Below are 23,622 nucleotides of genomic sequence, written 5' to 3'. Positions count from 1 at the left end.
CTATAAAAGTACCGATAAAATAAGGAAAGTAATATTCATGTTTCAAACACTAAAAGCATCTATTCAAACCTATATGACAGAAGAGCAATGTGCTTTTGTTGAACGCGCATATCATTATGCATATGCGGCACATGATGGTGTGAAAAGAGCAAGTGGTGAACCTTATATTACTCACCCAGTAGCCGTTGCTGAAATTCTTGCCGGCATGAAATTAGATTATGAAGCTATCTCAGCGGCGTTAATGCATGATGTTTTAGAAGATACCGATACCACCCATCAAGAACTAGCTGACGCATTTAATGATAATGTTGCACAGCTCGTTGAAGGTGTCACCAAACTCGATAAATTCAATTTTGAAAATCGCGAGCAAGCACAAGCTGAGAATATTCGAAAAATGCTTATCGCGATGTCTAAAGACTTCCGCGTTATGCTGATCAAACTTGCCGACCGTATGCACAATATGCGCACGCTTGATTCATTACGTTTAGACAAACGCCAACGCATTGCACAAGAAACGTTTGAAATATTTACCCCAATTGCTAATCGTCTTGGCTTACATTACCTAAAAAACGAACTTGAAGAACTCGCTTTTAAAGCACAAAACTCAGCTCGTTATCATGTACTTAAAGAAGCTATCACCAAAGCACGCGGTAACAGAAAAGACTTTATAGAAAGTATTTGTGATGAAATATCAGAGCAATTAACCTCTATGTCGATTGATGCGAAAGTCATTGGTCGCGAAAAACACCTGTACAGTTTATACAAAAAAATGCGTAAAAAAGGCTGCCAATTTCATGATGTAATGGATGTTTATGCGTTCCGTATTATTGTAAAAGATTTAGATACTTGTTATCGCGTATTAGGCCAAGTACATCACTTATATCAACCTAAACTTGAGTATTTCGAAGACTATATTGCATTACCAAAAACAAATAGTTACCAATCATTACATACCACATTAATCACGCATCAAGGTGTTAATATTGAAATTCAGATCCGTACTGAAGATATGGATGCGGTCGCTAAACATGGTATTGCTGCTCACTGGAGCTATAAAGAGAACAAACAAAGCTCTAATATTTCTGCCCAGCTACAAACTCGTAATTGGTTCCAAGGATTAACTGAACAAGAAGACAATAATACTAACTCAATTGTTTTATTAGAAAATATTAAACAAGAGTTAGGTAAAAATGACATTCATGTATTAACACCGCAGGGTAAGATTATTGTATTACCAGCCTTTGCGACACCAGTCGATTTTGCTTATGCATTGCACACCAACATAGGCCATCGTTGTATTGGCGCGAAAGTAGATAAAGAATATTCATTATTAAGCCAAAAATTAGAAAGCGGTCAAACCATTGAAATTATTACTGCAAAAGAACCCAACCCAAGTCCTGAATGGTTAAATTTTGCAGCAACACATAGAGCAAGAAATAGTATACGTAATTATCTTAAACAATTACCACAAACTGCAACCATACCGATGGGCAGACGTTTACTAAAACAAGCTTTAAACGCGACTAACCTAACCGATATCCCACAAGAAAATATTGATAAGGTAATAGCCGATCATCATTTAGATGGCTTCAATGGCCTATTACATGAAATTGGTAGCGGTAAGTTACTCAGCATTATCATTGCAAGGCGTTTGCGTGGTAACGCTGGTGAGTTAACTGAATCGCATCAAAAACAACAAATAAGACAGAGTGCTATCAAGGGAGCTGAAGATATTATGCTTTCTTATGCAAACTGTTGTAAACCACTACCTGGCGATCAAATTGTTGCGCATACCAGTACAGGTAAAGGGTTAGTGGTGCATATTAAAAGTTGTCACAATGTAATTGGTTTTGAGAATGAACTTGATAAATATATTGCTGTCGAATGGGATATGAACTTTATGAACCAATATGAATACTCAAGTGACTTGGTTGTTCAAATGGTTAATCATAAAGCCGGACTAGCAAAAATGTTTAATGTAATTGCAAAAAGCAACGCCAATGTACTTGATTTACAAACCACTGCGGTGACAAACCAGATTTACTCGATTAATGTGACATTAACAGTGATAAATCGAATACACTTGTCTCGTATTATGCGTCAAATTAAGAAACTAACGGGTGTTAAAAGCGTAAAACGAAGCACTAAAAAATAATATATTCTAATTAAACTTGTACCATATACTCTAAAGTATTGTTAAAAAACAAGTTTATTAGGTATTGTTAATATATTAAATATATACACAATGGATTAGATTACTATGAAAACCGTTAAAATTATGATGTTACTGTTAAGCACCATAATACTAGGTGCTTGCACCGCTGAAACTCAAATTATCCCTCAAAAAGTAAACCTGTCTCAGCTGCAACATAATTGGAAGCTAACTCACGTTGATAATATCCAATTAGCAACGGTTATTAAAAGCACATTAAAAATTGATACGGATAATAAAACCTCAGGTAATTTAAGTTGTAATAACTTTTTTGGTGAAGCGAAGTTTGTAGATAATCAATTACGTATAGAAAAAATGGCCAATACACGTAAAATGTGTGACGAGCTAAAAAACAGTGTTGAGATGGATGTAAGCGAAGTGTTAAGCAATTGGGCTAATGTAATGATTGATAATGAAACATTAATTGTGAGTAATAAAAAACATTCATTAACTTATCAACTTGCCGACTCATTAAATTAATTTGATAAAAACCTAATATCAACCGAGTCGTTTATCTCATACAGTACTCGGTTGAGTTGTTTTTTATATATGTATTAACATACTTCTATTTAACCTCAATTGTGATTAATGAAGTGGTGTTGTATCGCTTTGCTTATCCAGAACTGAGGTTCTTTAGACATTTAAATCTAGAAACTTGAGGCTAGTCTCAACGATTAACCACTGAAGTTCTTACTTCAAACATAATTCTATTTCTCTGACAGTAATTCCCACTCTCTTTCTTTAAAGTAACCATTAACCTCATGTCAAATAAACGCCAGATAAGAAAACTATTATATTTGCACATTTCTGTGTTAAATCTGCCTTCCTAATAACTAACTAGATAGTATTAATTAAAAAATAATCAAAACTATAGAGTTGGGTAACAATAACGTCATTATTATGTGTTAATTTAAGAGACTAAATATTGCTCATAAAATAATCAAAATGCTATGAGTGATCATTTAGTCATTTACTTAGTTAGAGTGAATGAACACTGGACATTATTTAAATTCAAACCTATAGAGGATTCGAAAATGAGTAATATACATCAACTGAATAACTTACCTAAACAAACAACTATCAACTTAATCGCATCTTATCAAGGCGACTTTGAGCACGACAATTTCAGCTATCATCAATTATTAGAAAAACTACAAAACACTATTATTTGTCATCACGTCATGGACCAAGAAGATAATGCAGCATGGATGAATCATAGCGGCAATGATTATTTAGCAAACCCTAAACTATTTGCTAATGCCCCGTTGACTTATTTATGTGCGTTTTTGAGTGAAGTATTTAAACGTAATAAACTAAGCCAAATTGAAAAAAAAATATCCCCAAGTGTATTTGAAGCAATACTCAAACGTTTAGACGAGTTTAAATAAACATCTATTAAAAGAGCTAAATAATAAATACAAAGTAATACCAGTCATTTTACTTCAATGTGATTGGTGATTAATACTCATTGCATTACACTAGGTTTTACAATAAATAAACAAGAGCAAGTATGGACTCCTTAACTCAAATAGTTTTAGGTGCAAGTGTTTCGGGTGCTGTTGGTATCAAACCTTTTGGACGTAAAGTATTAATTACAGGTGCATTACTAGGCACTCTACCAGACTTAGATGTATTACTTTCTTATGAAACCGCGGTTGAAGACTTTACTTTACACCGCGGTTTTAGCCATTCATTATTTGTGTTAAGCCTCTTTAGTTCCTTTTTATATTGGCTAGTTTTATATTTGAAACCTTCGTTATCTGCACACAAAAAATCACTATTTTTAGTTATTTTTTTACCGTTGATCACTCACCCTCTTTTAGATGCTTTCACCACCTACGGCACACAATTATTTTGGCCATTAGAGATTCAACCCACTTCTTGGTCCAGTATATTCATTATCGATCCTCTTTATACATTGCCATTATTGTTTGCAGTAATAGGCCTATGGTGTCGAGAGAGAGCGGTAAAGTGGCAAAAAATAAACCGAGTAATGTTAGCCTTTAGCTGCGTATATTTAGCGATTGGACAGGTGCAATTTTGGAGTATTCAACAAACATTAAAGCAAGATCCTATTGCAAAGAATGGTCAGCTATTTATTGCACCAACCCCCTTTAATACTTTAATTTGGCAAGTACTCAGCTACCATAATGATCATTATTACGTAAGCTTTACAACAGCATTAAACGATCAACCTTTATCATGGCAAACATACGATACAGGAAGATCACTGATCCATAATTTTGATTCTGCAGAGTTACAACGTTTAGAATGGTTTAGTGGAGGCTTATTACAATTTACAGAGTTAGATGACCAGTTGATTGTTACTGACCTACGTATTGGGGTGACAGATTATTACCCTTTCTCATTCAGCTTAGCCGAAGGGAAAAATAATTGGCAAGAAACTAAATCAATAAAACTGCCTGAGCCTGTTATTAACCTACATAAGTTAACAGAATTAATGCATTTTTAAATAAAGCATAGAAATAAGCTTATGAGGAGTATTAGTTTTAAAATGATATTAAATTAACGCTAAATGAAGATACCTTTTATAAGGTATCAACTATAAGGTATCTACGTATTGTTTTATTTCAGAAAGGAATTCTTCACCATACTTATCTAACTTAATATGGCCGACACCGGTGATAGAAAGAAATTGAGAGTCATTGGTAGGCATTAACTCACTCATCTCCGATAATGAAACGTCACTAAAAATAACATAAGGCGGTAAGTTTTCTTGGTCTGCTATTTGTTTGCGCAAATGGCGTAACTTTGCAAATAACTTACTATCCGCATTGGCAGACACACTACGACGTTTTTGTTTCGCAGTCGTTTTCACTAGTTGTAGTCTTGGCACCGCTAACATTAAGCTATTTTCAGATTTTAAGACGGTACGTGCGGCTTCTGTTAACTGCAATGCAGAACCACGCGTTAAGTTTTGCATTAACAATCCACAGTGAATTAATTGTCTAGCGATACTGAACCAATGTTCTGTTGATTTATCGTTACCGATCCCAAAAGTCGATAATTGGTCATGACCAAGGCTTTTCACTCGAGCCGTTTGTGCACCACGTAAGACTTCAACGACATGCGTGATCCCAAAGTATTGTCCTGTACGATAAACACAAGAAAGAATTTTTTGTGCGTCTATTGTCGCATCATAACTTTGTGGTGGATCTAAGCAGATATCACAGTTACCACAGGCTTTAGGACTGTATTCACCGAAGTAATTCAGTACTACGCGACGACGGCAAGTTTGTGCTTCTGCAAAGGCAACCATGGTATTCAGTTTATGTAACTCAATACGAAGTTGTTCTTGATTTGGGTTCTTCTCTAATAAGCTTCTAATACGTGCAGGATCTGCTGGATCATAAAATAACATTGCCTGTGCAGGTAAGCCATCGCGTCCTGCTCGGCCTGTCTCTTGATAATAAGATTCTATGTTTTTAGGTATTTCATAATGCACAACAAAACGTACATTAGGTTTATCAATCCCCATTCCAAAGGCAACGGTCGCGACTACAATTTCGACTTCATCTTTAATAAATAAGTCTTGTACGTTTTGACGCTCCTCTAAGGGCAAACCAGCATGATAACAGCGTGAATTAAGGCCTTTAGCAGCAAGCTTTCCAGCTATCTCTTCTGTGCGTTTACGGCTGGTACAATAGATGATGCCACTTTCGTCTTTATGTTGATCTAGATAATTAAAGAGCTGTGTTAATGGACGATATTTTTCAATCAATAAATATTCGATATTAGGACGGTCAAAGCTACGAATTTCTATTAACGGCTCCTGAAGCTTTAAACGCTGCAAAATATCTTGTTGTGTTGCGTGATCTGCCGTTGCAGTCAATGCGACTAACGGAATATTTGGAAAGTATTCTTTTAGATTACCTAGCAGCGCATATTCAGGCCTAAAATCATGCCCCCATGATGAAATACAATGAGCTTCATCTATGGCAAATAAATTGATTGGGAGGTGCTGTAAACGACCGATAAAATCAGGGCGTAATAAACGCTCAGGCGCTACATATAATAATTTTAATTGTCCGCGATGTAGGGAATTAATGATGTCATTTTGTTCTTGATAAGACAAACTAGAGTTAAGGTAAGCAGCTGCTACTCCACAGGCTCTTAGCGTGTCGACCTGATCTTTCATTAAAGAAATTAAAGGGGAAACAACAATACAAATCCCTTCTCTTACTAAAGCTGGAATTTGAAAACACAGGCTTTTACCACCACCCGTTGGCATCACAACTAATGCATCACGTCCTGCAATAAGGTCGTTAATGACCGTTTCTTGACCATCACGAAATTGCTTGTAACCAAACACATCAAATAAAACGTTATGCGCAGTACTCGTCATACTCTGGTTCAAAATATAGCAACCTATTGATAGTCTAAGCGGATAAAAGGGTATGCATTGTAAATCAGCGGCATAAATATTTCAGCCTAAATTTTCTGATTTACAAAGGACTATAATGCACTAAATTCCTTGCTAAATATATCCACTTTCTGCCAATCGGTTAATTCTAAATCTTGTGTTTTATCAGTACTACCGCCAGTCATCTTCATAATCAATTGAATTAACAGTGTTTGCCACCAATTATAGCGAGAATACAATAAAGCACCTGCGAATACGCCTTTCAACTGTGGTTGCCATTCTGATAATTGATCAAACTTTTTCATATAAGCATTATTTTCAGGAATTGCTTTTTCAGGCTTACGAGCCGTCAAACAAACCACAAAAAAAGCATTCGATACAGCGTCTAACTGTTGCTTATGTTTATTGACAAATTTGATGATATTCGGTCGAAAATTACCGTAACGAATAGAAGCGCCCATTAATACTTTTTGATACAAAGAGAAATCAATGTGTGGATTATCATCAATATTTAATACCGTCACATCACCCAGAATAGACTGTTTAATATGATTGATAATTTTTAAAGTTTGTCCATCAACAGAAGAATACAAAACTAAAGTGTTGATAGAAATGGTTTCGCTAGGCGCTGCTTCACCAGTCATAGCGTCGTTAGATGTAGTTTCAATAGACATAATTTAATTTTTCCAAAATACAGGTGTAAATAACACCAATAAGGTAAAGACTTCTAATCGTCCAAATAACATGGCAATGATCATCACCCATTTGGAGGCGTCACTGACATCGTTAAAGTGTAATGCAACTGCACCGAGCCCAGGTCCCAGGTTATTTAACATTGCAACGACCGAGGAGAAAGCACTCAGCTCATCCATTCCTGTCATCAATAAAGCTAACATACACACAATAAACACTAAAGCGTAGGTAGAAAAGAATCCCCACACCGCTTCAACTACTCGGTCAGGTAAGGCTTTATTGCCTAATTTTATTTTATAAACCGCTTTAGGGTGAACCAAACGTTTTAACTCGCGTTGCCCTTGTAAGTTAAGCAATAAGACTCGAATCACTTTTAAACCACCACCGGTTGAACCAGCACATCCTCCAATAAAACTAGCAAAGATAAGTAAAACAGGTAAAAACAAAGGCCAATCTGAAAATGAAGTCGTGGTAAAACCAGCTGTTGTCGCAATAGAAACGGCTTGAAATAGCGCATGTGAAAAAGTAGTTTCGATGGAGTTATAAACATCATGGTCTATCAAAACCAGAAAACAGATACTCGTTAATAAGACTTGAATAAAAATAAAGGCACGTACTTCTGGATCTTTTCGATACACTTCCAAACTGAATTTCTTAGCTGAGAAGGCAGTAAAATGTAACGCATAATTAATACCAGAAATGATTAAAAAGACCACAGTGATGATATTAATGACTTCACTATCAAAGTGCCCCATACTCGCATCGTAAGTTGAGAAACCACCAATTGATACGGTTGAAAAACTATGCCCAAGCGCATCGAATAAGCTCATCCCAGCAAGCCAAAAAGCTAACATACAAGCGACGGTTAAGCATAAATAAACATACCATAACGCTTTTGCTGTTTCTGCTATTCGGGGCGTCATTTTAGAATCTTTAACAGGACCAGGCGTTTCTGCTCGATATAGCTGCATTCCACCAATCCCTAACATCGGTAAGACTGCAACGGCTAATACAATGATCCCCATGCCACCAAACCATTGCAGCATTTGTCGATAAAAAAGAATAGATTTAGGCAAGTCATTGAGTTCAGCAATGGTCGTTGCACCAGTAGTGGTTAAACCTGAAAAGGACTCAAAAAAAGCCGTTGCCAAATTCATATCAACACTAGAGCTCATTAAAAAAGGGATGGCACCGACACTGCCGAGGGTAGCCCAAAAGAGCACGACAATTAAAAAACCTTCTCGGGCTTTTAATTCACTTTTATGGCGTCGATTTGGAATCCAAAAGAAAAAACCAATGATTAAAGTTACAAAAAAAGCGGCCAAAAAGTCATTACCACCACCATCTTGATAGATGTACGCGATAAATACAGGAGGCAACATAGTTAAACTAAATAACCCAATCAGCATCGCTACGATCCTGATAATAGAGCGAATAGCCACTAGTTAGTCCAGCTCAACGACTGACGTATTAATTTTCTTTGCAATGACTTGTCCCTGCATCAATGATTGTAATTTTTGCTTAAAAATATCGACCTGCTCACTATCTACTTCTATTAACACGACAACTGATTGCTCATAATTAGCGTTAATAATTCGTCCTGAATTTGATTCAAGTAGATGTTCTAAGGTTGCCATTTGAGAATATGAACATTGTAACTCAAATCGTTCAAAAAAACGTTTTTCAGATGTAGGCATGGTAGGACACAATTGTTGTAAACCATTGCTATACGCACGCACTAACCCCCCAGTGCCTAATTTAATGCCACCTGAGTATCTAACGACTACCGCGACCAACTCCCCAACATGAGTCCCTTGTAATACGGCCAACATTGGTTTTCCAGCAGTACCTTTCGGTTCTCCATCATCACTACACCCCATATTAACACTATCATCGGGGCTACCTCCGATATAGGCCCAACAATGGTGACCTGCATCTTTATGTAACATTTTTATTTCTGCAAGGAACGTCATTGCAGCTATTTTTTCTTTAGCCGGACTGATAAAAGTTAAAAATCGACTTTTTTTAATCTCTTCTTCAAAAAAAACAGGTTTGCTTAAGATAAAATAGGGTTTATTCACTTTCAATTAAAAAACCTTGTGATTGCCAAGCCAGAAAACCACCAGCAACTGAATGAACGTTTTGGTATCCCATTTGTTTTAAAGAAGCTGCTGCTAAAATACTGCGAGCCCCTGAACGACACAGTAAATAAATAGGCAGTTGTTCCGTAGAAGGAACCTCATTCACTAATGCTTTATAAATAGGTAAGTTACTCAACTGCATTTCTAATACACCACGTGGGACTAAATAACTCCCCTTTGCGTAACCAAGTGCAGTTTCTTCTGGTTCTCTGATATCAATGAACAATAAAGACTGATTGTTTTGTAAATGCTGGTTAACGGTTGCACATTCGACTTCATTAACTTGAGAACGAAATGATTCAACCAGCCCTTTTCCATCTAGTAACATATTTATTCCTACTCTTTAACAGATAAACAAGTCAGCAATTCTTCAACTTGTAGAAGCGTTAGATTATGTCTATTGAGTTGTTTAATAAACACCTTAATGACTTTTTCATCAAAAGGCTCAATGCTTTTTCCTGCTAACTTATTTTTTGTTGCGAGAATTAACGTTTCATCAGTATGTGCCAAGTCTTCAGACAATGAACTTAATACACAATGATAACGCAAGCGCGTCTCGCTTAAATGAGAGCTTAGGACTTGTAAGAATGAAGTATTACTCAAAGCCAGTATATTACCGTCAAAAGTAATTAAATTCGCAGCTTTAAATTCAACTAATAAATCCAGCACTCTCTTTTCAAGTATTTCTGATGACTCTTTTAAAAAATATTCAGCTTCAACAAACCCTAATAACTTAGATATTAAATCAATCACTTGAACAATATTTATTTCAGTATCTTCGTTAGTTTCGCTATCTAACTTTATTAAGGCATAACTGAGTAATGACGGTAACGCAAATACATGCACTACTGTATTACGGTAATAAGTTAAATGCGTACTTTGTTGGTGGTCACAACTCACGACATGATTAGATTCAGAAAATTTATTCATCTCTAATGCTTGCTGATAAATTAATTCAGGCGACTGTTTAGGGTAAGTCATTCCCGTATTGTCAGATATCTTACCTAATAACTGCAAGTGTAACTGTAACAACGTCAGCATTCGTTGTTTGCCTAGTTGATAATTAGCACTTGCTAACAAAATAGCTGCACACAAAGGCAGTGCATTAACCGCCGTTACTTGGTTAATTCCTTGCATCACATTATTAGCAAGGTGATTAACTTGCAGCTGAAACGCTTGTTCAGATAAAGCGTATTCACGCCAATTAGGCTGTTGCTGATCAAAGTATTGCTTAAGATTAATAGGCTCACCAAAGTTAACAAAAGCCCGTCCAAAATTTTGTAGTTTTTTGAAAATACCTAGCACTTGCCAAGCGCTTTCTTTTTCTTTTTTCTGTCCAGACAGCTCTTTCATGTAAGTGCTTACTTCCATGATATGGTCATAACCTATATACACTGGCACTATCATTACATTTCTTTCAGGTTGATCTAAAAAGGTTTGTACGCTCATTGCAAGCAAGCCAGTTTTAGCAGGCAATAAACGCCCTGTTCGGCTACGCCCTCCCTCCGTAAAAAACTCAATGGGATAACCTTGTTTAAACAACATGGCAAAATACGCTTTGAACACCTTTCCATAAAGTGGGTTATCTTTAAAACTACGACGTAGAAAGAACGCTCCGGAACGTCTGAAAATGCCACCAGCGGGGAAAAAGTTAAGGTTTACTCCGGCTGCAACATGCGGAGGGACTAAACCTTCACCATATAATAAGTAAGAAAGTAATAAATAATCCATATGACTACGATGACAAGGCATATAAATAATTTCAGCCCCGCTTTGTGTCGCTTCTCGTACAGCTTGAGCATGGTTAACTTCTACGCCTTGGTAAATACCATTCCAGACTTTACTTAAAATAAACCGGAAGACACGTAAAAATCGATATGAAAAGTTACTGCTAATTTCTTCTAAATAAGCATGGCTCTTTTTACCAATAACCGCTTCAGACTCACCACTTTCAAGACTTTGTTGTTTAATGATTTGTTGCATTTTCTCACTAGCAACAACTTGTTTAATCATTTTTTTACGATTAGGAATTTGAGGGCCACGACTAGAACGATGTTGAGTCGAAAAATAATGGAGTGCGACACGTGCTAATTTATAAGCTTGTTGTGTTGAATCGTTATTTTTGCCTAACAACATTTTGACCGAAATAGCTGTGTTGAAACGGATTAGGTGATCATTGCCAGCAGTGAGTATCGACCAAGTTTTTTGCAAAAAGCTAACATTACTATTGCCAGAAAATGCTTGTCGTGGGTTTTCTACGCCAGGGTTACGCCCCCAAAAAAAAGTAACGGGAACCAACTGCACATCAAGATCCGCATACTTTAGATGTAGATCGGATAGCTGTTGATATTGTTGTAAATAAGTAGATTTTTCTTGCTGTAATGGCTTTTTGCTAAAAAGGTATCGATCATGCAAATAAATAACCGCAGACAGTGTTGTACCATGGATTTGTAAAGGAAGGTAAGGATCAGGCAAAGCGAGTTCTCGGCATACTTTTTGTAATGAGAGTAAATCATAGACGCTATTTTGATCTAACACGTAAACAATAGGACGTGACAGGTCTAACTTTAATTCTACTAATGGGTTTTGTGGCACAACTGCACTTTTTACCCAAAATCGGCTGATCAGCCGCGACCAAAAAGAACCTTTAGCTAACACATACTTTCCTTTTTCTATTATTATATTGTTACTTTATGATACGAGTTTAACATACCACACTAGCGCGTATAGGCGTTGCAAGTAGTTCTGCGATAACTAACAAATCATTACCACCAATAGACAGCTAAATGATGACCAAACGATGTCTATTTGTTAAAGTATCAGGCTTCAACCTACGCACATGAGATTATCGGTAAATGCAAAAAAACACCGGATTAAAACGAATATTTTTAGCCTTCGGTTATTCAATAAATGGCATTAAAAGCGCCTTTAAACATGAAGCCGCTTTTCGCCAAGAAATTTTGTTAGCTGTTATTTTAATTCCTACCGCATTTATTTTAGAAGTCTCTCAAATAGAACGTATTCTATTAATTTCACCTGTGGTACTTGTAATCATATTTGAAATAATTAACTCAGCCATTGAAGCCGTAGTTGATAGAGTTGGAACTGAATTCCATGAATTAGCTGGCCGTGCCAAAGACATGGGATCAGCCGCAGTATTAATTGCTTTAGCATTAACTGCATATATTTGGATAGAAATCCTGTTCTTTTAACCCATTTGACTCGTTAGGATTTTAATATGGCGGATAAACCTGCTTTTACCAAACAAAAAAATAACATGAATTCTCCCATTAAAACTGTGCCTCACTCTTTTGAAGCAGAGCAAGCGGTGATTGGTGGATTATTATTAGATAACGATACTTGGTCTGATGTATCTGAACGTGTTGTTGACCGTGACTTTTACACTCGAGCACATCGTCTTATTTTTTCTACCATTGAAAAACTCAGCAGTAATGATATCCCTGTCGATATCGTAACTTTATCTGAAAAACTAGAAGATACTCAAGAATTAGAAGGTGTCGGTGGTATCGCTTATTTAGCGGAGCTATTGCAAAACACTCCGAGTGCAGCAAATATCAATAACTATGCTGATATCGTACGCGAACGTGCCATTGTTAGAGAGCTAATTGGTGTCGCCAATGATATAGCAGAAGCCGGATATGATACTGAAGGACGTGACAGTGCCGAGCTATTAGACTTTGCAGAAACTAAAGTATTCCAAATTGCTGAAGCTAGAAACAATCAAAATGAAGGTCCTCAACCTATTAAAGACATTCTTAAAGAGACTGTCGCTAAGATTGATGACTTATGTAAAAACCCACGCGATGGTATTACAGGTCTATCATCGGGTTATAATGATTTAGACCAAATGACTACAGGTTTCCAACCAGGCGATTTAATTATTGTCGCGGCACGTCCGTCGATGGGTAAAACAACCTTTGCGATGAACTTAGCAGAGCATGCGGCTTTGAACGCTGATAAACCAACTATTATTTTCTCATTAGAGATGCCTTCAGACCAGATCATGAATCGTATGCTGGCTTCTTTAGGACGTATTGACCAAGGTAAAATTCGTACGGGCCAATTAGATGAAAATGATTGGGCTTCATTATCGTCAACCATGTCGATTCTATTAGATCGCGGAAAAATGTTTATCGATGATAGTTCAGGTTTAACCCCGACAGAATTACGTTCACGTGCTCGTCGTATTGCTCGTGATCATGGTGGTATCAGTATGATCATGGTCGATTACTTACAGTTAATGCGTGTTCCTTCGTTAAGTGAAAACCGTACGCTAGAGATTTCTGAGATTTCTCGTTCTTTAAAAGCATTAGCAAAAGAATTACGTTGCCCTGTTATTGCTCTATCACAGTTGAACCGTGGTCTTGAGCAACGTGCAGATAAACGCCCAATTAACTCTGACTTACGTGAATCAGGCGCGATTGAGCAAGATGCCGATTTGATTATGTTTATTTACCGAGATGAGGTTTATCATGAAGACAGTGAACATAAAGGGATTGCAGAAATAATCATTGGTAAGCAACGTAACGGCCCAATTGGTAAAGTGCGTTTAACCTTCCAAGGACGTTATTCTCGTTTTGATGATTACACGGGTACAGCCTATCATGGTGATGAGTAACCTTTATAAACAAGGTACTATGGTTAGAGTTAACATCAAAGAATAGGGGCACGTAGCCTATAATGAACAAGCTTAATAAAATATTTCACACTGCAAATATACAATTAAGCTTGTATCGTTTTTCATTACCTTTTAAATACCCCTTACACTTTAAAGGTCACCAATTAACTTCTCGTGAAGGTCTATGGTTAGTCGCTGGTCAAGCTAATGAAAAACACCTTATTGGTGAAATTTGTCCTCTTCCTGGTTTTAGTAATGAAACACTAGAGCAATGCCAACAACACCTATTAACTGAACTTCAAACGTCCTCAAATTTACAAAAAAGGAGTATCGATCATTCTCCACAAATACCCAGCATCGACTTTGCTTTATCTTGCTTACAACAACAAATTTCATGGCATAGAGCGGACAACAGAGATTTAGTTAGTTTAACCAGTGTCCCCTTATTACAAGGTGATCATTCAGACATACTGCTTCGTTATCAACAATTAACATATCCAGCAATAATAAAACTTAAAGTCGCCCGATTTACAGTTAAAGAAGAAGTGACACTATTAAAAAATCTGATTCAACGTAACCCTAAAATACGTTTTAGGTTAGATGCCAATCAGCAATGGACTGAACAACAATACTCCCTGTTTTTATCGTTAATAGACACTCAACATATAGATTATATCGAAGAGCCTACCGTTTCACTGATTAGCAATATCAATATTTCAGAACAATTTAAGGTCTCGCTAGCACTAGATGAAAGTTTATTAGGTATTGACTCAGTCCCCATACATCATTGTATTAAAGCATTGATTATTAAGCCGACATTAATTGGTTGCCCAAAGCGCGTTGACCAACTATTAAAACATGCTCAGCAACAACAATTAAACATCAGTGTTAGTGCTAGTTTTGAATCTCCAGTGGCGATAAATCAGCTTCAACATTTAGCAATAAAATGGCAACAGCAATATAATGTAAAAGTGAGTTTAGGGTTAGATACATTACATGTTTTTGCAGATAAACCGAGTGACATAATCACTAAACTCGAAAACTTGCTCATGCTTCCTCACCTTAATCCATCAATGCAAGTGACCTGCTTATGGAAATCTTAATAAACCATTGCCCTGTCCGTTGGCAAGCCATTCACAATAGCCAAGCCATTGCCATCGATATTGAACAAAGACAAATAACCTACCATCAGTTAGATAATCTATTAGTTAATTTACAAGCACGGCTAATCGTCCACATTAATAAAAAAGAAGAGAAATTAGCGATAAACTCCGCTTCGATAAGATTAGTTTGTATCGCCAGTAATAGTCTTGAATTGTTGTTATTACAATTATTATGTATTCGTCTTGGTTGGTTATTTTGCCCTTTAAACCCTCGGTTTACTGATGCTGAAATAGCACAACGACTCGCGATATTAAACAGTGATTATTGTTGGGTGGCTGATGATTCAATACATTTACATTTTAAAACAGTAAATATAGATTTTTCTTTATTAGAGAAAGAAACAATTGAAGACAATGAGCTAACCGATATAACGATTAACTCAGAACAACCTTGTAATATTATTTTCACTTCAGGTAGTAGCGGTTTCCCTAAAGCCATTATTCATCATTATGAGAATCATTTTTTTAGTGCTTTAGGCTCCCAAACACTGATCCCTTTAAACCAATATGATCACAATTTATTGTCGCTGCCTCTCTTTCACATAGGGGGCTACGCAACAGTAATTCGCACTATGATTGCAGGTGCATGCATTCATCTAACATCATCAAACTTGAATGTGTTGATGTTACAAAAACGAAAAATAACGCACTTATCATTGGTATCAACGCAGCTTATTCGTTTGTTAAACGATCCTTTGTTTAAGGCCAAAGAGTGCGCGATAAAACATATTCTATTAGGTGGTAGCACTTTCTCTGATTCACTTTTGACATCATTAGCAAATCGAGGTTTTTATTATCATTTAAGCTATGGATGTACTGAAATGGCCTCTCAAGTAGCGACTTCAAACAATAGTAGTAACTTGCAAATATTGCCTTACCGAGAAGTTAAAATACGAAATAATGAAATATATCTTAGAGGAAAAACACGTTTATATGGGTATTTCCAAAATAATCATATAATCGTTATAGATCCCAAAGAATGGATCAGAATTGGTGACACAGGGAAACTCGACAATAATTATTTACACGTTTTAGGACGAAAAGATCGACAGTTCATCAGTGGCGGTGAGAATATTCAGCCAGAAGAGATTGAACGCATTTGTCTGCAATATAGAAGCGTTGAAAAAGTATATGTTTACCCGATAAAAGATCAGCAATATGGGCAACGTATTGCCATTTTTATTGAGTTTGTTGAAAATAAAAGAACTCATTTTGAGCAACAAGTCCAAATGCTTAAGGAATATTTAACAACGCAGTTAACACGCTTTAAGCAACCAGATGTTTATTTAGCTTGGCCTGAAATAACTAACCAACAAAACTTAAAAGTGCCAAAAGCAGCTTTCATGGCACAATTAAAGCAACAGAAATTAATTTAATGAACGCTTTAAACGGTGCTCATAAACAAGCTGCTCTGCATTTTTAATCAACGCAGATAAACTACTATGGCTACCTGCATTATATTCCACAATACCGGTATCAATCACTAAACGATATGCTTTATTCATGGTTGAATTAAACTTTTTAACATTGGTATCTAGACGAATAAACTTAGTATTATCAATAACTTCATATTCGCTGTCATTCATTAACACAATAAATTCATCGTCACCGGTACGTGCAATAATATCCGTTTCTCTGAATGTGTTTTTTAAAATATTAGCAAATAAAATTAATAACTGTTCTCCTTCTTTTTTACCTTGTGTCTCATTGATTTTCTCCATACCCACTACATTCACATAAAGAGCAAAATAAGCTTTTTTAGCTCGCTGTGCTAAACGGAAGTAATTATCTCCTGCGCTAATAAGCCCACGGTAATTCGATACCCCCGTTAACTCATCCGTTAGCATTAAGGTATGGTTTTTATCTAACAACGATTTATTAACAGTGATATCACATATTAATTCGACAATGCCTTGTACCTTTTTATCAATGGAATAATAAGGTTGATAGGTCACTTCATAGGTAAGCGCTTCGCCAGATGAATTATACTTTATTGTCTCAATTCGTTGATTTAGCTTTAAAATTCTATTTTTATGTAACGAACAAACATTATTATGGCATTCTAAACAATTAAATATTGCTTCACAGTCAGCACTTAATAAATCGTTAACATTAAACCCGTTAAGACTTTTATACTTTTTATTAATATAGGTTGTACGCCCTTCTAAGTTAAAAATTCGCACGCCTAAAGGCAACATATCCATAAACTCAGACTGATCAAATAATGATGATTTTAATGAATCATTTAATAATTTGTAATTACTGACATCTTCAATATAACCAACGACACCATGTTTTAAGGCACCTGGTTGTGCGACTTCATAATAGGAAACCTTATAAATTGAATCATCACCTTTTTTCAAGTTATCAGATTCTATTTCAATACATCCACCCGCGTCATTTATCTCTGCAATAGAGGTTTTAAGATCATCAGGCTCGTATTCATGATATTGGTCTCGGTCGAGTAATTGCTTTTTACTAATATTTAAAAAATCATAAAAGGCTTTATTAGCGCCAAAATATTGGTCGTGATTATCTTTTAAGAAAATAGGGAAAGGTAAAACATCTAAACACTGCTGATAGGATAATTTCATTTTATATATAGCAGTAGATTTCATAATGGCATATAACAGAACTAAACCTAACATCAGTAATAGCATGATGGTAATCGTCTTAAATTCAGCACTTGAAACATACCATTTGATCGCAGGAATAAAAGTTAATATCCCACCAACATTATATCCTTCAACATCATGGATAGGCATGAAAACAGCAATACCGTCTTGCCCTTCGACTTGAGCATTAATTGAGAATCGTTTAAGTTGCATTAATCTAGATTCTTCTGTTGGACTAAAGTTTTTTTTCAACTCTCCTAAATCGGTATCGCTTAAATTCGCTTCAATTAAATTAATATTTTTATTAACAAAGAAACTGCTTGAAAACTCTGTTTCTTGATAAAACTTATTCTTGTGTGCTGATGCCAATAAAGGTCGTTTCGCTAACAAATATTGAGACTTTACATTGCTAATATTACTTAATGCATATTGCACATTCGCTAATGGTATTGCGATTTCTACAATGGCAATAAATTCATTGGAAGCATTAAAAACAGGAAAGAAATAACGATATAAATAACGGCCATTTTTTAATGATAAGCCAAATGAAGCAGACTGACCTTTAAGTACTTTATCCAACCCAGCAGTAAGCTCAGTCTTTCGAGTCTGATCAACTTGTTTGCCATCATAGGCATATTGACCATTATTTAATAAAACGTCACCATTGATTAAATATATTTTCTGCGAGGGAAAGTCTTTGCTACTTATCCTAAATTGGGATTGTAATTGGTCGTGAAGTTGTTGTTGAATTAGTTGTAAACTTTCAGGAGATTTTTTTACTTTATTCGCTTCATCTAACAAAGATAAAATTGATTCATTAGTATATTGAAGCTCGAATAATAAAATAGCATTTGATTTCACTTGGGCTAATGTAGACACAAAACTGTTATATACCGTTCGCTCAGCTACATTACGCTGCTGCTGTTGATTGTCATCATCAGATATCAAAAAAAAGGTTGATAAAATTAACGCGGTAATAGCAATAAAAAACACAAGATCAACTGAATAAAAACGCTTTGCTCTTAACATTTAAAACCTAAATAAACCAAATAATATAGAGAATATAACAGGTACTAGAAAAGATTTAACTACAAAATAGTCATTTTCAGGAATAGTCGGTAGAATAATGCTTCCAAAATATAGAGAGCAATTTATGGATGCATACAAATTAAAATCTAGTTTTATCCACCCGAAGTATTGGCTTGCTTGGCTAGGTATTTTAACACTTTTTTTAACGTCATTATTACCTTATTCAACCTTACTTAAATTAGGTAAGTTACTTGGGCGCTTATCGACCCCTTTTGCTAAAAATCGTTTTGAGACCGCTCGTCGTAACCTTGAGCTTTGTTTTCCAGAACTGACATCTGAGCAGATAGATCAAAAAGTAAAAACTAACTTTGAAAATACTGGTATTGCATTACTAGAAATGGGCATGGCATGGTTTTGGCCAACGTGGCGTGTACGTGGATTATTAAAAGTGCGTGGACTTGAGCATTTACAACAAGCAACACGACAAGATAAAGGCATTATTTTTTTAGGAGCACACTTTCTAACACTAGAAATGGGCGCTCGAACCTTAGGATTAACGCATCCTAGCCATGCCGTCTATCGTAAAAATAGTAACGAAGTATTAGATTATTGGTTTTATCGAGGAAGAATGCGAGAGCATAAATCAATGTTAGACCGTAAAGACTTCAAAGCAATGTTACGCGTATTAAAAACAGGCCAAGCATTATGGTATGCACCAGATCATGATTACGGAAGACATAAAAGTAGTGTTTTTGCCCCGTTCTTTAATGTTGAACAAGCAAATACAGTATCAGGCACCAGTACATTGGCTCGTGTTAAGAATAGTGCTGTTATACCCGTTTTTTTGAAGCGTTTACCAGGTAATGAAGGCTATGAATTGGTTTTTTATGAACCACTCAACGACTTTCCAAGCAATGATTTAATAGCCGATACAACGCGTACAAATCAACAAGTAGAGCGAATGGTAAAAGAATGTGATGACCAATACATGTGGTTGCATCGCCGTTTTAAAACTCGCCCAGCAGGTGAACCCTCACTTTATGCATTTCAAGAATAGCGCAAGAACAGCTTATTGAATCAATATTTCTAATAATAAAGGATGAGTACCTGTAATTTACTCATCCTTTATTATTTCATCGGTCATGCTTTATTGCTTCATCCGGCATATTTATTCACTAAACAACTGTTCCCAAACGTTAATAACAACTTTACGTTCTTCAGTAAACTGCTCTATCGCAGCAATTCGTGTTTCTTTACCTAAAGATAAACGATGTCCCGCATCTCGAATATGGCAATAAGCATTAATTAATTCAGTGGCTTGTTGCGATGTTAATAACCCAGCTTCCTGACATGCAGCAAAAATACGTAAGTTATCTGACCATTTTGTTAATAACTCTGGAAATTTATTAGCATTAGCGAGTACTAAATATTGTGCTATAAACTCAATATCAACCATTCCACCGGGTGATTGCTTAAGATCAAATTCTCCACTAGCAGCTCGATTTAAATGCTGTCGCATTTTCAACCGCATTTCTGATACATCAGTACGTAACTTATCAAGGTCACGTTGTTGGCTTAACACTTGTGAACGTATTTGGGCAAATTCTTCAGCCATTATTGAATCTATAAATACCGGACGCGTTCTAACTAATGCCTGATGCTCCCATGTCCACGCATTCTCTTTTAAATAACGATTAAATCCCGCTAAACTAGCCACTAAAGGGCCGGAATCTCCTGAGGGACGCAAACGCATATCGATTTCATACAAAATCCCAGAATTCGTGCGAGTACTAAATAAATGAATAATGCGCTGCGCTAAACGAAAGTAAAATAGCTGGTTGTCAATAGATCGCTCACCATTCGTAACACCTAATATATTATTTTCATGTAAAAAAACCACATCTAAATCTGAGTCATAACCTAGCTCTAATCCGCCCATTTTTCCGTAACCAATGACCGCGAAGCCTTTTTTGTCTGTTCCTATCACGTTGCTAGGCAAACCAAATTTATAGGTTATTTGTGCCCACGCTATCTGCACCACATAATCTAGGATAGCTTCACTGAGACAAGTTAAATGGTCGCTCACTTGTGGTAATTTGATACCTTTCGCGATATCGGCAGTCGCAATATGTAAAAACTGCATTTGTTTAAACTGACGTAACGCTTCCATTTGTTGTTCCATATCGTCTTCAGGGATACGTAACATAAACAGTTGTAACTCACTTCTATAACTACCTAACGCTGTCGGGTGATAAAGCTTTTGAGGGTCTAGTAGTTCATCAAGTAAAATAGGGTGACGTGCTAACTGAGCAGAGACTCGAGGACTTTCAGCACATAATTTTAATAGTTGCTTCAACGCACCTTCATTTTCATTTAGTAACTCTAAGTACGCAGTACGACTAACGATATTAAGTAATAAATGATGAATACGCTCAAATAATTTGTCAGGCTGTGGATAACCACAAATCAATGAAATTAATCGTGGTAGTAACTTATCAATCGTTTCTTGTCCTCGAGGCCCTATAGGGCGTCGAGTTAGATCCGATTTTAATGACACAATCATTTTTGCAAACGCACTGACTTGCTCTGGATTGACTTCATTATTATCAATATTTTCAGTTAAAAGTGGTTCGATTTCATCGCCACTTAATTGTAATTCCCACATTTCTATAAATGTTTCTTCAGCTTCATTTTGTTGTTCTTCAGACTCACCAATAACCCAATTAAATTCATCATGCACATTAACCATGACTTGGCTCAAACGTGTATAAAAATGTTCCCAATCATCAAACTTCATGACTTTAGTTAAACGCAATTTATCGAGTTCATTGTCTGGTAATGTTTGAGTTTGTTGATCTCCAATTTGCTGTAATACATTTTCAACAGTACGAAGGAAGTGATAAGAATTTAATAAACAATCAACACGCTCTTGGGGTAAGACATTAATATCAGCAATAACCTGCAATGTCTCTTGCAACCCTTTACATTGAAGTTCTACATGACGACCGCCATGAATGAGTTGAAATGCTTGAGCAACAAACTCAATTTCACGAATCCCCCCCATCCCTAATTTAATATTATCTTTAAGTCCTTTACGGCGAACTTCGGCGCTGATCATCGCTTTCATTTTTCGTAATGAATCAATCGCGCTGAAGTCAATATAGCGTCTAAAAACAAAGGGTTTTAGCATGTTTTTTAGCTCTTCTTTATCATTCCCCTCTTGCCCTAACACCCGCGCTTTAACCATTGCATATCGTTCCCACTCTCGCCCTTGGGTTTGGTAATAATCTTCTATGGAATTAAACGTTGTCACTAAGGGGCCAGATTCGCCAAAAGGTCGTAAACGCATATCCACTCGATAAACAAAACCATCAACGGTAATCTGGTGCAAAGCGGCAATTAGGCGCTGACCTAATTTAGTGAAAAAAGCTGAGTTTTCAATAACACGACGTCCACCTTGGGTTACGCCACGCTCAGGATAGGAAAAAATAAGATCGATATCAGAAGAAAAGTTAAGCTCTTTACCGCCTAATTTACCCATCGCAAAAATAAACATCGTTTGCTGTTTACCTGACTCTCCAAAGGGTGTGCCCTGTTCTTTACATTGCAGTTGATATAACCAATCTAGGCCTTGTAGAATTAATTGATCAGCTAATAGTGAAATATGCTCAAAACTTTCTTTTAAAGAGCTTAGATTTAATAGCTCACGCCATGCAATCACGACCATATGTTTACGTCTAAAAAGGCGTAAAGAATGGTGTAATTGAGTCTCGGTTTCGGTACCTGCTAATACTGCTTTTAATTCATCGATTAAATTACTTTTACGATCAGCGCTAATTAATAAGTCGCTCTCAAATAAAAGAGGGATAATATCTGGCTGTTTTATTAATGAATTAGCCACAAAATCACTGAGAGAAAAAACTTGAAATAACGTTTCCTGTTGTTGCTCGCTCAGCGTTGATAAATCAAAACGTTCGCTCAATTGTTGAATGTGTTTTTGCGCAGCAGCTTTTAATAAAGACATAAATTATCCATGTTAAAAATTAGACTATTCATTAACTTAACAGGAGTTTTAAATCCGATCAGTAATTTTTAACACTTAATCATTGAAAAGTGATTTAAAGACCGCATTATTGTAATACGAGTAATGAAATAAACACCGATAACTCGTAACCTTAAATATGCGTACTCAGTAAATTTTGATTAAACTATTGCTCCATTGTTAAATTAAGTTCATACAAATAAAAAACACAAACCCATTGACATATAATGCCATGGGGGCTAAATTAACACTCACAAGACATTTAATGTCAAACGGTTAAGGGACAAGATGAATATTCATACTATTGCTACACATCTAAACAAGTTAGCAGACGATACCGAAACGGGCTTTAATTTTGACTGCACACCTATTGATGGTGAGATAGATGTACTACAAGTAGAAATTATTGGTCGTGAAGAGATACCAATTTTTGTTTCTATTAGTGATAACCAAATTTTATGCATTGCCTACTTATGGGGCGAAGATGAAATCAAATCAGAACTAAAAGCAAATATGATGGAAGCGATGTTAGAAATGAACATCCCAATGCCACTATCTGCTTTTGCTAAAGTTGAAGACAAATACGTTGTTTTTGGCGCGCTATCAATCAACTCAAGCCTCGAAGATATTGAGCTTGAACTAGTTACTCTAAGCGATAACAGCCTTGAAGTGATCAGTGAAATGGATAGTTACTTAAATTAATT

Annotated in this window: 18 protein-coding genes; 10 read left to right on the top strand and 8 right to left on the bottom strand. The window is 36.1% G+C overall.

Translation table 11 applies throughout. The features are described 5' to 3' along the window. The first annotated feature begins 31 nt into the window (after nucleotides 1–31). From Q0794_RS00920 to Q0794_RS00905, 4 genes are all read left to right on the top strand, one after another. Nucleotides 32–2,155, top strand: coding sequence for a RelA/SpoT family protein (locus Q0794_RS00920; protein ID WP_298939577.1), 2,124 nt, complete (start codon nucleotides 32–34; stop codon nucleotides 2,153–2,155). A 105-nt stretch (nucleotides 2,156–2,260) separates the two neighbouring features. After that, nucleotides 2,261–2,692, top strand: coding sequence for an META domain-containing protein (locus tag Q0794_RS00915; RefSeq protein ID WP_298939497.1), 432 nt, complete (start codon nucleotides 2,261–2,263; stop codon nucleotides 2,690–2,692). A gap of 554 nt (nucleotides 2,693–3,246) precedes the next feature. Further along, nucleotides 3,247–3,600, top strand: coding sequence for a hypothetical protein (locus Q0794_RS00910; protein WP_298939496.1), 354 nt, complete (start codon nucleotides 3,247–3,249; stop codon nucleotides 3,598–3,600). A gap of 122 nt (nucleotides 3,601–3,722) precedes the next feature. Further along, entirely contained in the window at nucleotides 3,723–4,685 is a 963-nt protein-coding gene (locus Q0794_RS00905) for a metal-dependent hydrolase (protein WP_298939495.1), read from the top strand. 90 nt (nucleotides 4,686–4,775) lie between these two features. Here Q0794_RS00905 and recQ read toward each other — a convergent pair whose 3' ends face one another. The 6 genes from recQ to plsB form a co-directional block, all read right to left on the bottom strand. Continuing rightward, nucleotides 4,776–6,578 (bottom strand): DNA helicase RecQ, encoded by a 1,803-nt coding sequence (gene recQ, locus Q0794_RS00900; RefSeq protein WP_298939494.1) that lies wholly within the window; start codon nucleotides 6,576–6,578, stop codon nucleotides 4,776–4,778. 110 nt (nucleotides 6,579–6,688) lie between these two features. Next, on the bottom strand, nucleotides 6,689–7,270 hold the full coding sequence (hemG, locus tag Q0794_RS00895) for a menaquinone-dependent protoporphyrinogen IX dehydrogenase (RefSeq protein ID WP_298939493.1): 582 nt from the start codon (nucleotides 7,268–7,270) through the stop codon (nucleotides 6,689–6,691). Between the two features lie 3 nt (nucleotides 7,271–7,273). After that, on the bottom strand, nucleotides 7,274–8,731 hold the full coding sequence (locus tag Q0794_RS00890) for a TrkH family potassium uptake protein (RefSeq protein ID WP_298939492.1): 1,458 nt from the start codon (nucleotides 8,729–8,731) through the stop codon (nucleotides 7,274–7,276). Between the two features lie 3 nt (nucleotides 8,732–8,734). Further along, nucleotides 8,735–9,370: a YigZ family protein gene (locus Q0794_RS00885; protein ID WP_298939576.1), complete on the bottom strand. Its 636-nt coding sequence runs from the start codon at nucleotides 9,368–9,370 to the stop codon at nucleotides 8,735–8,737. Further along, entirely contained in the window at nucleotides 9,363–9,758 is a 396-nt protein-coding gene (locus Q0794_RS00880; protein ID WP_298939491.1) for a rhodanese-like domain-containing protein, read from the bottom strand. Before Q0794_RS00880 ends, Q0794_RS00885 begins: the two co-directional genes overlap by 8 nt. An 8-nt stretch (nucleotides 9,759–9,766) precedes the next feature. Beyond that, nucleotides 9,767–12,088, bottom strand: coding sequence for a glycerol-3-phosphate 1-O-acyltransferase PlsB (gene plsB / locus Q0794_RS00875; RefSeq protein WP_298939490.1), 2,322 nt, complete (start codon nucleotides 12,086–12,088; stop codon nucleotides 9,767–9,769). A 197-nt stretch (nucleotides 12,089–12,285) separates the two neighbouring features. Here plsB and Q0794_RS00870 point away from each other — a divergent pair, with 197 nt between their 5' ends. The 4 genes from Q0794_RS00870 (at nucleotide 12,286) to Q0794_RS00855 (ending at nucleotide 16,608) form a co-directional block, all read left to right on the top strand. Further along, nucleotides 12,286–12,642, top strand: coding sequence for a diacylglycerol kinase (locus tag Q0794_RS00870; protein WP_298939489.1), 357 nt, complete (start codon nucleotides 12,286–12,288; stop codon nucleotides 12,640–12,642). 26 nt (nucleotides 12,643–12,668) lie between these two features. Next, complete coding sequence (dnaB, locus tag Q0794_RS00865; RefSeq protein ID WP_025562535.1) at nucleotides 12,669–14,069, top strand: replicative DNA helicase; 1,401 nt, start codon at nucleotides 12,669–12,671, stop codon at nucleotides 14,067–14,069. 62 nt (nucleotides 14,070–14,131) lie between these two features. Then, a complete protein-coding gene (menC, locus tag Q0794_RS00860; protein ID WP_298939487.1) occupies nucleotides 14,132–15,172 on the top strand; it encodes an o-succinylbenzoate synthase in 1,041 nt (346 codons plus the stop codon). Continuing rightward, complete coding sequence (locus tag Q0794_RS00855; protein WP_298939486.1) at nucleotides 15,160–16,608, top strand: AMP-binding protein; 1,449 nt, start codon at nucleotides 15,160–15,162, stop codon at nucleotides 16,606–16,608. Before menC ends, Q0794_RS00855 begins: the two co-directional genes overlap by 13 nt. Here Q0794_RS00855 and Q0794_RS00850 read toward each other — a convergent pair. Further along, complete coding sequence (locus Q0794_RS00850; RefSeq protein WP_298939485.1) at nucleotides 16,600–18,876, bottom strand: diguanylate cyclase; 2,277 nt, start codon at nucleotides 18,874–18,876, stop codon at nucleotides 16,600–16,602. The genes Q0794_RS00855 and Q0794_RS00850 overlap by 9 nt on opposite strands. Nucleotides 18,877–19,000: 124 nt before the next feature. Here Q0794_RS00850 and lpxL point away from each other — a divergent pair, with 124 nt between their 5' ends. After that, nucleotides 19,001–19,933, top strand: a complete 933-nt coding sequence (lpxL, locus tag Q0794_RS00845) for an LpxL/LpxP family Kdo(2)-lipid IV(A) lauroyl/palmitoleoyl acyltransferase (RefSeq protein ID WP_298939484.1) — start codon at nucleotides 19,001–19,003, stop codon at nucleotides 19,931–19,933. Between the two features lie 111 nt (nucleotides 19,934–20,044). Here lpxL and glnE read toward each other — a convergent pair whose 3' ends face one another. Further along, on the bottom strand, nucleotides 20,045–22,900 hold the full coding sequence (glnE, locus tag Q0794_RS00840) for a bifunctional [glutamate--ammonia ligase]-adenylyl-L-tyrosine phosphorylase/[glutamate--ammonia-ligase] adenylyltransferase (RefSeq protein WP_298939483.1): 2,856 nt from the start codon (nucleotides 22,898–22,900) through the stop codon (nucleotides 20,045–20,047). A 306-nt stretch (nucleotides 22,901–23,206) separates the two neighbouring features. Here glnE and Q0794_RS00835 point away from each other — a divergent pair, with 306 nt between their 5' ends. Next, complete coding sequence (locus Q0794_RS00835) at nucleotides 23,207–23,620, top strand: YjfI family protein (protein ID WP_160064548.1); 414 nt, start codon at nucleotides 23,207–23,209, stop codon at nucleotides 23,618–23,620. The last annotated feature ends 2 nt before the right edge of the window (nucleotides 23,621–23,622 follow it).

The organism is uncultured Psychromonas sp., from assembly GCF_947489755.1.
GTDB lineage: Bacteria > Pseudomonadota > Gammaproteobacteria > Enterobacterales > Psychromonadaceae > Psychromonas.
Note: the sequence above shows the minus strand (reverse complement) of the source record. Positions and strands in the feature narration are given on the sequence as shown.

Excerpts from the sequence above, each read along its gene's own strand:
- Q0794_RS00915 (WP_298939497.1), top strand. The coding sequence starts at position 2,261 with ATGAAAACCGTTAAAATTATGATGTTACTGTTAAGCACCATAATACTA.
- Q0794_RS00910 (WP_298939496.1), top strand. The coding sequence starts at position 3,247 with ATGAGTAATATACATCAACTGAATAACTTACCTAAACAAACAACTATC.
- Q0794_RS00905 (WP_298939495.1), top strand. The coding sequence starts at position 3,723 with ATGGACTCCTTAACTCAAATAGTTTTAGGTGCAAGTGTTTCGGGTGCT.
- recQ (WP_298939494.1), bottom strand. The coding sequence starts at position 6,578 with ATGACGAGTACTGCGCATAACGTTTTATTTGATGTGTTTGGTTACAAG.
- hemG (WP_298939493.1), bottom strand. The coding sequence starts at position 7,270 with ATGTCTATTGAAACTACATCTAACGACGCTATGACTGGTGAAGCAGCG.
- Q0794_RS00880 (WP_298939491.1), bottom strand. The coding sequence starts at position 9,758 with ATGTTACTAGATGGAAAAGGGCTGGTTGAATCATTTCGTTCTCAAGTT.
- Q0794_RS00870 (WP_298939489.1), top strand. The coding sequence starts at position 12,286 with ATGCAAAAAAACACCGGATTAAAACGAATATTTTTAGCCTTCGGTTAT.
- dnaB (WP_025562535.1), top strand. The coding sequence starts at position 12,669 with ATGGCGGATAAACCTGCTTTTACCAAACAAAAAAATAACATGAATTCT.
- menC (WP_298939487.1), top strand. The coding sequence starts at position 14,132 with ATGAACAAGCTTAATAAAATATTTCACACTGCAAATATACAATTAAGC.
- Q0794_RS00855 (WP_298939486.1), top strand. The coding sequence starts at position 15,160 with ATGGAAATCTTAATAAACCATTGCCCTGTCCGTTGGCAAGCCATTCAC.
- Q0794_RS00850 (WP_298939485.1), bottom strand. The coding sequence starts at position 18,876 with ATGTTAAGAGCAAAGCGTTTTTATTCAGTTGATCTTGTGTTTTTTATT.
- lpxL (WP_298939484.1), top strand. The coding sequence starts at position 19,001 with ATGGATGCATACAAATTAAAATCTAGTTTTATCCACCCGAAGTATTGG.
- glnE (WP_298939483.1), bottom strand. The coding sequence starts at position 22,900 with ATGTCTTTATTAAAAGCTGCTGCGCAAAAACACATTCAACAATTGAGC.
- Q0794_RS00835 (WP_160064548.1), top strand. The coding sequence starts at position 23,207 with ATGAATATTCATACTATTGCTACACATCTAAACAAGTTAGCAGACGAT.